Source organism: Phaeodactylibacter sp., from assembly GCF_040219495.1.
Lineage (GTDB): Bacteria > Bacteroidota > Bacteroidia > Chitinophagales > Saprospiraceae > Phaeodactylibacter.
The window spans coordinates 67,788-81,486 of the sequence record NZ_JAVJSK010000051.1; the positions used below are offsets into that span (position 1 = coordinate 67,788).

A 13,699-nucleotide genomic window follows, 5' to 3' on the forward strand; every position below is an offset into this window, starting at 1 on the left:
TAGCCCGCTAAACTCAAATTTAGTGACTTCGCCAGAACCATAAATCCTTGATTTTCATGACGAAACCGCTCCAAACAAGCTCTAACAGTAAATGCTCAGAAGCGGACTTTAAAATTATAGCTCCGCCGCTTCCCATTCCACAATGCGCCGTTCTGCTGAAGAGAAGTTGATGCCTACAGCGATTTTTTGCCGGGGCGAGTCCGCGTAGGGCTCAAGGTATCCTTTATCCTGAATTTGCTGAAGCGCTTCTCCCGCACTTTTATCCAATTTGAACTCAAGCGCATAAACACGATCAGCCGTTTCCACCAGCGCATCGCAGCGGCCGCGGGAAGAATGTACTTCTGAGCGAATGTAGGTCCCTAACAATGAAAAAATCAAAGCTACTACAGCGTGGTAAAAATGCTCCGTTTGCCCCTTCCAATGATCGTAAGGAATTTCTGAAAAAGCCGAATTGATAATCTGAAAAGCTTCCTCTAAATGACCGGAGCGCATTGCCTCCCGCAGCCGCAATACTTTTGGTACCGGATTCTCAGACGGATAATCGAGATACTCTTTCAAAAGCACTTCCTGAAGGGAATGCCGGACTTCCTGGTTGGGGTAGTCAAGGGTATAAACCAAGTCTGCCGGCTCATAGTGCTTAATGGTGAGATAACCCGTTTGAAAAAGGATGGGGATGGGCTGTAAATTACGCAGGTCGAAACTATTGAGGTCATGCTGGGTGGCAAGCGTATCCCTCAGGTTGAAATAGCTGCGCTTCTTCATTTCTTTTACTAGAAAGGTTGGCGTACCGGTCTCGAACCAGAAATTTCGGTACTCTCCCCCACCCCGGAAGAAACTTAAGATTGAAAAGGGGTTGTACACTTTCTCTGTGCCGCCCCAGGAATAGCCATTGTACCACCGCCGGACCTCCTCTTTATCCACGGTTTCCAAAGGCTGCGCAAAATAGTGCTCCAGCTCTTCCTGCGTGATGCCAAGCAAGGTACGGGCCGGGGCTACGAGGGAAAGGTTATACAGGTTGTTGAGGTCAGAAAAGATGCTGACTTTGCTGAAAGCCGAAACGCCCGTTATAAACACAAGCTCCAGATAGGGGTCGCTATCCTTTAAAACCGAATAGAACCACTTTAGCGTATCCCGGTTAGCTTCTGCTTTTTCAGGTTCGTCAAGGTAGTCGATAATCGGCTTGTCGTACTCATCAATAAGCAATACCACTTTCTGGTCAAAGTGATGATGCGCTTTTTGAATAAGCTGTTGAAGCGGATGTTTAAGTTCACGATCATCCAATTCAACCCCCATGCTTTCGGCTGCTTCCTCCACGCCTTCCCGAATGGCTGCTTTGAGCTCGTTATGCTTGTAGTTGAAGGAAGCAAAACGCAACCAAATGACTGGCCGGTGCTCACCTTCCCAATCCCAGTGGTTTTCAATCCAAAGCCCCTGAAATAACTCCTTGCTCCCTCTATACAGCTCATTTATTGTGGAAAGCAGCAGGCTTTTACCAAAACGTCGGGGGCGAGAGAGGAAAAAGTATTTTCCTCCTGCAATAATCCTATGAAGATATTTAGTCTTATCTACATAAACATAGTCGCCTTCCCTCAGCTCCCGAAAATCCTGTATGCCAATTGGATACTTCATACCTCCAAAGATAGGAAATTAGACCTTCAGTTTTTTATCTGTTCTGGAACCTGAGAACATCAACATAAAGCAGTATCCCCCCAATTTCCGTACCTTTGCCCCTCAAACAAAGTCAAGCCATCCGTATATGCCGCCACCCAAAAAGCACGACCGCAACCGCAAGAATAACAGCCGCAAAAAGCCCAACCGTTCTTTCTCCCAAAAGCCACGCCCTGCCAAGCCTGCTAAACCAGGCCCTGTGCACGAGCAGCCGGAGGTGGAAGGCATGCGCCTCAATAAATACGTGGCCCACTCGGGCATCTGCTCCCGCCGGCAGGCCGCTGAGCATGTTAAGAACGGGCTGATCACCGTCAACGGTCAGGTGGAGCGCTCACCAGGCTATCAGGTACAGGAAGGGGATGAAATCCGCTTTAAAGACGAACTCATCAAGCCGGAGGAACGCAAGGTGTACCTGCTGCTCAACAAGCCCCGGGGCTACATCACCACCACAAGCGATGACCGGGGCCGCAAAACGGTACTCGACCTCGTAGGCGACAAGGTGCCGGAGCGCATCTTCCCTGTAGGCCGCCTCGACCGGGAAACTACCGGCCTGCTCCTGCTGACCAACGATGGCGACCTGGCCAAGAAACTCGCCCACCCCAGTCACGAAATCACAAAATTCTATCAGGTGACCCTGGATAAAAACGTCTCCACCGAGCACATCGAGGCCATCCGGCAGGGCCTGGAGTTGGCAGACGGCCCCACTCCTGTAGACGGCGTGGACTACCTGCGCGGTGGTAAGAAAAATGAGGTCGGCATCGAGATTCATATTGGCCGCAACCGAATCGTACGCCGTATCTTTGAGCACCTGGGCTATGAGGTCAAACGGCTCGACCGCTCTTACTACGCCGGGCTGACCAAAAAAGACCTGCCTAAGGGTTTCTCCCGCCACCTGACTGAACGGGAAATCATTATGCTTAAGCACTTTATTTGATATGTACAGCAAAGAAGAACAGCAATCGCTTTACAGCCTGTCGAAGGAATTCCTGAATGCCGGCAGCGCTATACATCAACAATCCGGGGATGAACAGATCAATGAACTCCGCCAAATCATCGTGTACCACGAGTACCGCTACTACATCCTCAACGACCCGGTCGTAAGCGATTTCGAATACGATCAGCTTTACAAATTACTCGAAAAGCTGGAGGTCGAATATCCCGATCAGGTTACGCCCGATTCTCCTACACAGCGGGTTTCCAGCGACTTGATCGAAGACTTCCCCTCGGTGGAGCACCTCACGCCTATGCTCTCCCTGGCCAATTCCTACAATGAGGAAGACCTGGTGGAATTTGACAAGCAGATCAAGCGGTACGCTAATATCCCGGAAGAACAAGACATCGAGTACGCTGTGGAGCCCAAGTACGACGGGGGCAGCATAGCAGTGGTCTATGAGAACGATCAATTGGTGCGGGGCGCCACCCGGGGCAATGGGCAAATGGGCGAGGAAATGACCGCTAACGCCCGCGTAATCCGGTCGGTACCGCTAAAAGCTGCCTTTTCTAAATACGGCATTCAGAAAGCTGAGCTGCGGGGCGAAGTGCTCATCCGGAAAGATGTATTCGAGGAGATCAATGCCACCCGCCAAAAGGAGGGGCTGACTTTGTTTGCCAATGCCCGGAATACCGCCACCGGTGCCCTGCGTATGAAGGATCCCAAGGAAGTCGCCCGGCGTGGTTTGGAGGCTTTCATTTACACCCTGGGGTTTGCTATCGGCGAGAATGGTGAAAGCGTACTGAGCAACTTCAACTCCCATAAGGAGAGCCTGGATATGCTGCATCAGCTGGGCTTCAAGGTACCTGCTGAGGGCGACGAGCGTAAGGTTTGCCAAAACATCAAAGAGGTCGTTGACTTTTGCCTGAAGTGGCAGGAAAAACGGGAGGACTATCCCTACGAAATCGACGGCATGGTCGTAAAAGTCAACGACCGGGTGCTGCAGGAACGCACCGGCTATACGAGCCACCACCCCCGCTGGTCCATCGCCTTCAAATTCAAAGCCAAACAGGCGACTACCAAATTATTGAATGTGGAGTATCAGGTGGGCAAAATAGGATCCATCACTCCGGTGGCTAAGGTAGAGCCCGTGCAACTGGCGGGCGTAACGGTAGCCTCCGTATCCCTCCACAATGAGGACTTCATCACCGGTAAGGACCTGCACCTTGGAGATACGGTGCTGGTTGAGCGTGCCGGTGACGTCATCCCCTACATCGTCAAAGCGATGGACGAACTCCGGGACGGGTCCGAACAGCCTATCAAATTCCCACATCACTGCCCGGTGAATGATACGGATGAGCCGGTGGAGCTGGTCCGGGCAGAGGGAGAAGCCGCCTGGCGCTGCCCTACTTGTGTGTGCGGAGCGCAAAATTTGCAGCAGGTCATCTTCCATGTCTCCAAAAACGCGATGGATATTGACGGCATGGGCAAGTCCATCATCGAGCGGTTCTACGAGCTCGGCTGGCTGCGCACCATTGCCGATGTCTACCGCCTGGACTACGACCAAATTGCCCAACTGGAAGGCTTCGGGCAAAAATCAGCCGATAATCTCAAGGCCTCCATTGAAAAAGCGAAGCAAAACCCCATTCACCGGCTGCTGCACAGCCTGGCCATTCACCACCTGGGGCGGAAGGTCTCCAAGATTATCGCAGCGGAGATCAAGCATGTGCTGGACCTGCGGGAATGGACCACAGAAGACTTCACCAATATCAAAGATGTCGGGCCGGTAGTTGCCGAAAATATCGCCGCCTACTTCCAGGACGAGCACCATATCAAAATGCTGGAAGAGATGGAAGCCCTTGGCGTCAACTTACAGCAAACAGAGGACGATATCCCCAAAGCGGCTTCCGGTGACGGGCCCTTTGTCGGCAAAACCATTTTGTTCACCGGCTCTCTGCAAACGATGAGCCGGAAGGAGGCACAAGCCAAAGCAGAAGCCGCCGGGGCGAAAAACATCAGCGCCGTGAGCGGCAATCTGGATGTGCTGGTGGTGGGCGAGAAAGCCGGCTCCAAGCTTAAAAAAGCACAGGCGCTGGGCACTGTTCAGGTCTTAACGGAGGAGGAATTTCTGGCACAGCTGAGTTGATTTCCCAGCTTAACTTTGGTAGTGAACGTTCAAAAGCTTTGCTTTATCGAAGGGCTGCGAGGGTATATGCAGGATTTAATGCTTTCGGTCAGTTGCTAGTACGCAAAAAAAATGTTGGATACTCCGCTTTGGAGCATCCAACATTTAAAGTATCGTAAACAGCTTTAGGCCTTACGATTCGTCATCAATGATTTGCTGGATTTCTTCCTGGGTCAGCGCCCTGTTGAAAATCCGCAACTCATCCAGCTGACTTGCGTCAGAGTTATGGTCCCAATGCGTGAAGTTTGGCGCACCTGACATAATTGACATGATCTCAACACCTTCCCAGCTTGGTCCAGCAAAGTCGCCCGTTCTCACAACGTTTCCGTTGATGTAGACGGTGTTGCCTTCCGGGGAGATGGTGAAAGCAAGGTGTTGCCAGTCGGTGTCCACTGCCGGATTCAGGCTGGCATCCTGACCACCATCAAACCAACTGTTCCCTTCGCCAGTACCGGCATTAAGCTTGAACACCTGATTATCTCCTCCAGCTTCTCTGAAGAATTTAAATCCATTGTTCAAGGTAGCAGGTGGGGCATCCTCACCCTCAGGTCCCATAACAAGGACTCCGGCGCGGTTAGGCTCTGCGTTCAGCTTATACCACATCACAGCCGAAAACTCCTCATTGGCCAGCCCTGCTGCCGGAAAAGTCAAATACGCACCTACTGCACCAGCATAGGCGCCGGTTCCAACTTTTGCATCTGAAGTAAACCCTGGACTACCTACCCTTTCGGCAGAAGTTAAAGTGAGTAACTCCAGATACTCATTGTCAAAAGGCATGTAGAACACCTCACCGTCATACTTTGCGGTGTAAGGCTCGGTTTTCTCGAAGTCTACTGAAGCGGAGCCCGTTTTGCCATCTCCATCCACTGCCGTAATGGTCAGGGTGTGCGGGCCATTGGTTAAATCTTCATAGACCACCTCTTCGACTACCCTTCGAAAGTCCTTAAAGTTTGACAAGGTAGCAAAAGTGGTACCATCCAACTGCAGCGTAACCTGTTCCAGGAAGATGTCATCTGTCACTTCGAAACTAACTGTAATGTTGGTCAGGTCTTCTACGACCCGAATCAAGGTCCCGTTTGCAGGGAAGTTGATGGTCACGTCCGGGTTTTCCGTATCGGAACCAGCCTCTACGGGAGTGATATCATCGATGTAGCCTTCGTCACAACCAAAAGCCAATGCGATGACAAAAAGCCAAATATATTTTGAGAATTTCATATCAAATTGTTGTAATTATTCATTGTTGTTGTGGTCCTTCAATTGTGGCAGCAGGTCTAGCTGCAACAGTGGGTACGGTAAGTACCGCTCATTTCGCTGGTAGCTCACCTGCTCCCCATTTATGTCATGACCAAGCTCCTCAACGCGGTCATGCCGCACCAGGTCATAGAACCGGTGCCCCCATTCCATTGCCAATTCCGCATACTTTTCATCCAAAACAGCATCCAGGTCTACGGTAGTTAAGGCAGGCATTTCTGCTCTTTCTCTGACCATATTGACCGCCTCATCAGCACTCATCACACTACTTGATGCTCCGGAAACCAGCGCTTCTGCATGCATAAGTAATACCTCTGCATACCGAATTACCCGGAAGTTATTGTTCTCTCCAAAGGTTGTTCTTCCGGGCGTGTACTGATTGGAAGGCATATAGTGCTTCGCGCTTTGGAAATTATACCTCGGGTGGTTGTTGAAGATGTCACCATCGGGTGAAACATTCGTGACAAAATCAGGCAAAGGGCTGTAGCTTGGGTCACTTTCTATGCTCGCAATCCCGTCAGGCGTAAAGTTCACACTACCAATAAGGCGCGTTTCCTCACCCCGGTCAAGCATAAACTTGATAAACTTCTCATTAGGCTCCCAGAAGCCCCAGCCGCCACCGATGCCTTCTACGGCAGGTGAGTAGCTTGCAGGCCCGAAGAAGTTCCACAGATAGCGGGTATTGGTACCTGAGCTTTGCCCAAAATCTGAGTACTGCAGTTCCAGAATGCTTTCGTTGCTGTTTTTGCCCGGAATATTAAAGGCGTCATAAAAATCCGGGTACAATTCAAAAAGCCCTGAACTGATGATCTCATCGGTCGCATTGACCGCTTCCTGCCAGTTCTTCAATTCCAGGTTGGCATAGGCTTTCAGGGCCAATGCTGCATATCTGGTTATGCCATTTTGAATATCCGTACGTTGGTTTGGACGGGCATCTGGCAAGTCAGGAATCGCCAAATCCATCTGATCTGAAATATGTTGCATGACCTCTTCAAACTCAGATATTTCCAGATCAACCAGTGTAGTAGGATCGCTCGACTCGAAGATGAACAAATCGCCCCATAAACGGGCGGCCTGTAAGTAGGCAAAGGCTCTCATGACCCGAATTTCTGCGATGTACTGATCAGCCAGCTGAGCGTCAGCTCCATTCTCCTTAAATCTGTTGACCCCCTCAATCAAACCATTGGAGTTGATAATATCTCCGTAAAGATTGAGCCAGGCGGAATTGTACATCCAAAAGCTCCTATCGTAGCGGAACGCATCCGTTTCCGTAAGCGGGAATTGGTCGCCAGCGGCGTTCACATCATCTCCTCTGACGCTTATCACGGGGAAAGTTTCCCACTGCAGAAAATTGAATTCGCCGTAGGCGCCCTGAATGAGGAGAACCATATCCTCAGACCTTGTATAGTCTACCCCCTCGGCAGGTTGCACATTTTGCAATGGTTCGTCAACAATATCCTGGCACGAAGGAAGGATCGTTGCAGAAAGCAACAATGCCATCGTAACTTTAAATACTATTTTTATAGTCTTCATCATTTCAAAAATTTAAAATTTCACATTCAATCCCAGTGTGTAGACTGCTGCTACAGGATAGACCTGACGATCGATTCCGTTAGGTACTTCAGGATTAAATCCATTGTAATCAAACACAGTAAGTGGCCGTTCGGCCGTTGCATACAATCGAACTGTCGGCATATTGGCATTTGGTGAGCCCTCATTTCCAAAGGTATAGCCGACTTGTACATTCTGTATGCGCCAGAAATCTCCATCCTCGATAAAATATTCGCTACTGTTTTGGTTCCAGCCTTTTCTCAGGCCCGCTGCAGAAGGATACCGGTCGGATGTTCCATTGCCTCTCCACAGATTGTTAAACAGCTCCGCGTCGATATTCGTATCGTTGGTGAAAATGATTTCCCCTCGCTTACGGTTGAGGATTTGATGCCCCATTTGCCCTTGTAACAGCATACTGAAATCAATGTTTTTCCAGGAAAACCCTAAGTTGGCTCCGAATGTCAAATCAGGCAGGAAGCTGCCCAGTGCCACCCGGTCCTCGTCATTGATCTCACCGTCTCCATTTTGGTCTCTGAAGAAGAAATCTCCGGGAGCCAGATTGGTATTCGTGAGGAATTCTTCAGTGTATCCGCTATTATCAATGTCTGCCTGGCTTTGAAATACGCCATTAATCTCGTATCCAAAAAAGGCCAGGTAGGAGCCACCAACGGTCGAGCGTTGGAGGAATTCACCCCCTGTCTGTTGGAAATCTGCTCCGCCAAGGCTTAGCACCTGGTTGTTGAGCGTTGCAAAATTACCTCCAATATTGTAGCGGAAATCTCCGGTGCCTCCTGTCCAGTTGGCTGTAACCTCAAGCCCCTCATTTCTAATCTCGCCGAGGCTCCTTCTCACAGCACCTCTAATCAAAGGCTGCTCAATAAAGATGGCCAGGTTTCTGGTATCACGTATGAAGTAATCCGCTGAGATCGACAATCTGTCTTTGAAAAAGCGTGCGTCTAATCCAAAGTTGGTCTCAACAGTGGTTTCCGGGCGGTCAATGAGGTCGAACGTCGGATCAAAAACCCGGCCTTCTACCGGAGCTCCGTTGAAGACGGTCAATCTACCCGGGTTTAAGGTTGGCGTTCCGACAGCAGGGCTGATGGCATCGTTGCCCAGTTGTCCCCAGCTGGCACGTAGCTTCAGGAAGTCGATCCCAGAGATGTTGAAAAAGGGCTCTCCGGTTACAATCCATCCACCCCCTATAGTGGCGAAATTATTCCATTTGGTTTGGAATTTGTTATTGCCGTCGGCTCTGTACGTACCGTAAAGCAGGTACCTGTCGTCAAAATTGTAGGAAAGCCGGCCAAAGTAGGACATGAAGAACAAATTCGAGCCAAAATCACCAATTCCATCCTGCTCAAAATTAAGGGCCCGGTCCAGATACCAAAGCTCCTCATTGTCCCGGGTAGGGTTAGGGTCGAGCTCTGTACCCCGAGCAAACAGGCCTTCCACAGATTCGCTTCGGTAAGATTGCCCCGCTGTAACCTTCAAATTGTGCTTTCCAAAATTATCGTTGTAGGTCAGGAAATTATCCCAAACCTGGTCGAAGCGTGTCTGTTGGCTTCTTCGGAGGCTGGAAACACGATCCGTTACCCCATCATTAAAGGCAAAGCTAACCGACCGGTTGTTGATACTTCCAAAGTTGTAATTGTATTGGGTTTTGAAAGATAACTTGTCGGGAATAATTTGCGCCTGAGCATAAAAATTACCAACCAGATTGATAATTTTGTTCTGGTTGTCATTGTAGATCAGGGAATAGAATGGATTCTGTAAGCCTCTGTACCCTAATGACTGTGCGTTCGCCAGCTGAGGTTCAGAGGCGGCCGTGTTGAGGGTATCAGTCTTCGGAAGAATCGGCACAGAGTGATAGGCATTGAACCAGGCTGCATTACTGCCATCGTAACGGGTGGCATGACTTCCGTTGATGTTACCTCCTACGGTAAGCCAATCGGTCAATATAGCATCAACCCGCGTTCTGATGTTGAACCGCTGGAACTCATTGCGCGTCTCATTCAACAAGCCTTCCTGGTCAATGAACCCAAGCCCTATGGAGTATTTGGTCTGATTGGTGCCCCCGCTAAAGGACACGTTATGGCTCTGCATCGGGGCAGGGCTCATGATGAGGTCATACCAGTCTGTATTCACCGCAGGGATGTTGGGGTCCACCGTACTTCTTCCGTACCGCTGCATAGCGTTGTCAATAAACCCTTGGTCTGCTGCTGAACCCGTCTCCTGAATGTACTGCGCAAACTGCTGAGCATTAGACATCTGAATGACGTTCTGCGGGTTTTGGATACCGTAATATCCATCATATGTAATTTGGGGTGCCTGGTTGAAGGAGCCGGACTTTGTCGTAATCAACACGACCCCATTACCTGCTCTTACACCATAGATCGCCGCGGAAGATGCATCCTTTAAGACTGACATCGTCTCAATGTCTGACGGGTTAAGGAAGTCAATGTTATCTACAAACATTCCATCAACTACGTACAGAGGTGCTCCGGCTCCTTCAAAGGAGCCTACTCCACGGATCCTCACTGTTGGTGCGCCACCGGGGGCTCCGTTACTTACGATTTGTACGCCGGCAACCCTGCCTTGCAACGACTGCATCGCTTGTGGTGTGGGCGTCTTTATGATATCTTCAGACTCCACAGTGGAGATTGCGGAAATCAAATCGCGCTCCCGTTGGGTTCCGTAGCCAATAACGACTACTTCCTCCATGTTAACTGCGTCGGTTTCCAACGCCACGTCTATTGTGCTTTGCGCCCCAACCAATACTTCCCGGGGAAGAAAGCCAATGTAGGAAAAAACCAGGGTGTCACTATTGGTTGCCCGAATGCTAAAGGCCCCGTCAATGTCCGATATGGTGCCTGTGGCACTTCCTTTAATCTGAATAGTTGCTCCTATTAGAGGTTCGTTACCGTCCGCCGAGAAAACGGTGCCGGTAATCGTCCGCTGCCCAAAGGAAGTGAAGGCTGTAAAGCTGAGGGCAATCCCTAGCAACATCGCCCTCGCAACAGCTGAGTTTTTGAAAATCTTGTTCATAAACTAAGAGTAAGTTTAAATAATTTGGTTCTTGATCGTTCTCCATAGAAATCCAAAGTACTAAGCTACCAATAAATTGTAAGTCGGCGAAGAAGAGTTGTGCCTAAATTTTATTTGGCAAAGCACACTACATATTTAACATAAACATTGTTTTTAAACAAGAAGGAGGAGTAAACACGCAGGTTTCTTCCTCTGCCCGTTACTAAATAGTTTTTTGCCTGCCAAAGTGCCTGAATAAATTCTAATCTTTTCCCTAAAACCTAACATTTTAGCACACATTCTGCGCCTAACCTACTTGTCTGCAGGGAATCCTTAGCCTGTTCATAATCAAAGATCAAGAAGCCACAACACCTATTTGGGAAACCCCTATGAATGTTTTGAAGGGTTCATGGTCGAACAAATACCAGGACACTCTGAAGAGCGATAGATCTTTTAGTGGAGTGCCCAATTCAGCTTCGCTGATTCCAAATTGTCCGGCAGTCAATTTACCATATCCGTAACGAAGGAACGTCCACGCTAAAAGGAACCTTGCGGTCAGGATGAAATAGTCCTAGAGCTTGTCTTTTGGTAATTTCTTCTTCACGCTGTTCTTGGTTAGTGGTGTCTGCCCCTAAGACTATGTATTATACACCTTATTGGGAGGCCGTTTTATATTTTGTCTCTGGTTCTAAGAGTTTAAGTTGACCAGCGGTAATCTTAAACGCATCATAGTCGAACTGAGTGATGATGTGATTTATATCAATCAAATCCTTATTGTCATAAGCACTAATCAGTGCAGCCCTATCTCTGATTGGAATGGAGTCAATTATCGGGATTAATAATTTTTTTAGGTTTTGACTTTGCCATCTTGGATAGCCACCGTTCATTTTATTTCCTAACTCATATAGTTGATTTTTAACCATGTCTGACATCAATATTGAAGCAAGTACCTTTAAATCATTCTTTCTTTTGCCTCCAGAGATGTAATACAGGTTGTGGTGAGGGTAATAATTTCCAGTATCAATGAAAATATGAGTATTCCCTGAAATGTCGGGTAATATTATTTTCTCTTTGTGCCTTAATGTTGGATGAATTCTGTCAATCGTTTTATACCAGTTTTGAGGTTGTTTTTTCGCAACATGGCGTTGACTTAATTGAGTCTTGTTTTGTTCGAGATATTGTTTTGCCTTGGGAAATTTTTTCAAATCTATAAGACCTCCTTGGTCATTGTACGGATTTAATATGTAAGAGCCTGACCATGAAAAAGTATTGTTTCGTATATCTTTTGATGTTAGAATAGGCAAGAGAAGTTCCTCCTCGATTTCGCCTTTGAAAGATTTACTGATGAATATTTTATCTGCTCCGCTAGCAACCCCAATACCAATTTTAAACCCTTGATTTTGTATAGTATCAAAATGCTTTAAATATTTCGTCTCAATCACTTCGGATTGAAACCAGTTTGCGGTATTTGAAACTTCAAGTTTTCTTTCAGGTACAACTGTGGAATCTATTAAAGATAGGTTATCAATATCTGAAATTGAGTAGTAGTTATTTGGTGATTTGTGACTTTTTTTGCCAATTGTGGTAATTGCTGGATAAGCGATTACTTCCTCTTGAAATGGTGAAGCCTTTTCTAAATCAATTATTTCATGAAGATTGAAATTGAGCTTAATCAATTCTCTTAGAGAGTATCCATACTGACTTTTTAACCAACGGTTTGAGCATATAAAAGATACCAGACCATTACTCGAAAGATTTCTTAGGCACTTCTCATAAAAGGGAATAAAAAGATCGGCCCTCTTGTTAAATGTTCTAAAGCGCTTTTTATATTCCCTCTTTTGATTCAAAGGAATTTTCTCGTGCCGTACATAGGGAGGGTTTCCTATATACAAATCAGCAGTTGAACACTCACTCAAGAGAAAATCTTCATTTTTAACAATATGTAAGACCTTATTGAAACCTCGTTCGACCAGAAAATTGTTAATTCGAGTCTCCAAAGAATTTGCCAGCTCAGAATCTATTTCAAAAGCGATTATGTTTTTGAGAGCATTTTGAAAATCAAAGTCATATCTTTTTGAAGATTGGAGCAATCGTTCAATTATTGGGATTACAAAGGCTCCGTCACCAGCTGAGGGTTCAATGACAACCAAATCTTTTAAATTATTTTCTTCTTTATAATTGACCCTATCAAGCATGAAGTTGACAACTTCAGGTTTGGTTAACACTAACCCATGTTCATTCCCATTTGATCTAGCTCCGTATAGCATTATCTGAACTCTTTTAATTTTCCTTGTAAAAAGCCAATGAATGAATTGATAAAGGTCTCAAAGGAGATTTCTTCATCGGGGCATTCAAACCTATAGTCAGGTGTGGAGGAAATGAACGAAGTCGCACTATACTGTCTTTCTTCCATGAGTTTTTTACAGAACAAAATGTATCTGTCTAGATAACTGGTTCCTCTAAACTCTTCCCTTACACTAAAATACGGTTCTCGAATTCTAACAGGCGAAGTTGACCTGGTAGATTTTTCCACAAGAATTAAATATCCTAACCAAGGCGGTTGAGATTGTGAAAATCCTTTTTCTCTGAAAGCCGTCCACAGATCAAATGCACTTCCAAGAGCTTCTTCAGTTCGGTTGTTGAAGTTATTTCCAAATGATCCAACCTGTGATTTTAGTTCTATCACGGTCAATAGCTTATTTTTAGGACTAATAATTAAAAAATCCCAATCTTTTGTTGGCCTGAAGAACCCTGGTAATTGGTTTCTCTTTGTATAGATACAGTTTTCCGGAATCCCCAGATCTTTCGAAACTTCGACTAATAGGTCAATGAATCCATCAAGTTGTTTTCCCCCAGTTACAGAACTTCTGGTTCCCTGATCAGGTTTTTTCTTTGAGATAGCCTGGCTAGATCTTGTCAACCAAAAATGTTTGACAGCTTCAGCCAGCAACTTCTCATATTTCTTATTAGGTATTTTCTTCATTTAACTGTTTATGCCTCCCAACTTGGTTATACACTTCTTATTCCCATTTGAATTCAAATGAAAAACGGCTACGAACACTTACCCACATTTCTTATCCTCTTAGTTC

At 47.0% G+C, this 13,699-nt stretch carries 8 protein-coding genes; 2 read left to right on the plus strand and 6 right to left on the minus strand.

The genetic code is table 11. From position 1 onward, the window contains the following. Positions 1-114: 114 nt before the first annotated feature. On the minus strand, positions 115-1,629 hold the full coding sequence (locus RIC19_RS07780; RefSeq protein WP_350177737.1) for a PD-(D/E)XK nuclease domain-containing ATP-binding protein: 1,515 nt from the start codon (positions 1,627-1,629) through the stop codon (positions 115-117). Between the two features lie 127 nt (positions 1,630-1,756). Here RIC19_RS07780 and RIC19_RS07785 point away from each other — a divergent pair, with 127 nt between their 5' ends. Next, the gene (locus RIC19_RS07785; RefSeq protein ID WP_350177738.1) at positions 1,757-2,602 is read left to right on the plus strand and encodes a pseudouridine synthase; all 846 of its coding nucleotides are present in this window, start codon (positions 1,757-1,759) and stop codon (positions 2,600-2,602) included. A gap of 1 nt (position 2,603) precedes the next feature. Further along, positions 2,604-4,745: an NAD-dependent DNA ligase LigA gene (gene ligA / locus RIC19_RS07790; RefSeq protein WP_350177739.1), complete on the plus strand. Its 2,142-nt coding sequence runs from the start codon at positions 2,604-2,606 to the stop codon at positions 4,743-4,745. Positions 4,746-4,916: 171 nt separating this feature from the next. On the opposite strand, the gene RIC19_RS07795 is transcribed toward ligA, so the two are convergent. The 5 genes from RIC19_RS07795 to RIC19_RS07815 form a co-directional block, all read right to left on the minus strand. After that, positions 4,917-5,999 carry a LamG-like jellyroll fold domain-containing protein gene (locus RIC19_RS07795; protein WP_350177740.1) on the minus strand — a complete coding sequence of 361 codons (1,083 nt, stop codon included), beginning with the start codon at positions 5,997-5,999 and terminating at the stop codon, positions 4,917-4,919. Between the two features lie 15 nt (positions 6,000-6,014). Further along, complete coding sequence (locus RIC19_RS07800) at positions 6,015-7,571, minus strand: RagB/SusD family nutrient uptake outer membrane protein (RefSeq protein ID WP_350177741.1); 1,557 nt, start codon at positions 7,569-7,571, stop codon at positions 6,015-6,017. A 9-nt stretch (positions 7,572-7,580) separates the two neighbouring features. After that, a complete protein-coding gene (locus RIC19_RS07805; RefSeq protein ID WP_350177742.1) occupies positions 7,581-10,631 on the minus strand; it encodes a SusC/RagA family TonB-linked outer membrane protein in 3,051 nt (1,016 codons plus the stop codon). A gap of 632 nt (positions 10,632-11,263) precedes the next feature. Further along, entirely contained in the window at positions 11,264-12,877 is a 1,614-nt protein-coding gene (locus tag RIC19_RS07810) for an Eco57I restriction-modification methylase domain-containing protein (protein ID WP_350177743.1), read from the minus strand. Further along, positions 12,877-13,593, minus strand: coding sequence for a PaeR7I family type II restriction endonuclease (locus RIC19_RS07815; RefSeq protein ID WP_350177744.1), 717 nt, complete (start codon positions 13,591-13,593; stop codon positions 12,877-12,879). The genes RIC19_RS07810 and RIC19_RS07815 overlap by 1 nt, the downstream gene beginning before the upstream one ends. Positions 13,594-13,699 lie beyond the last annotated feature (106 nt).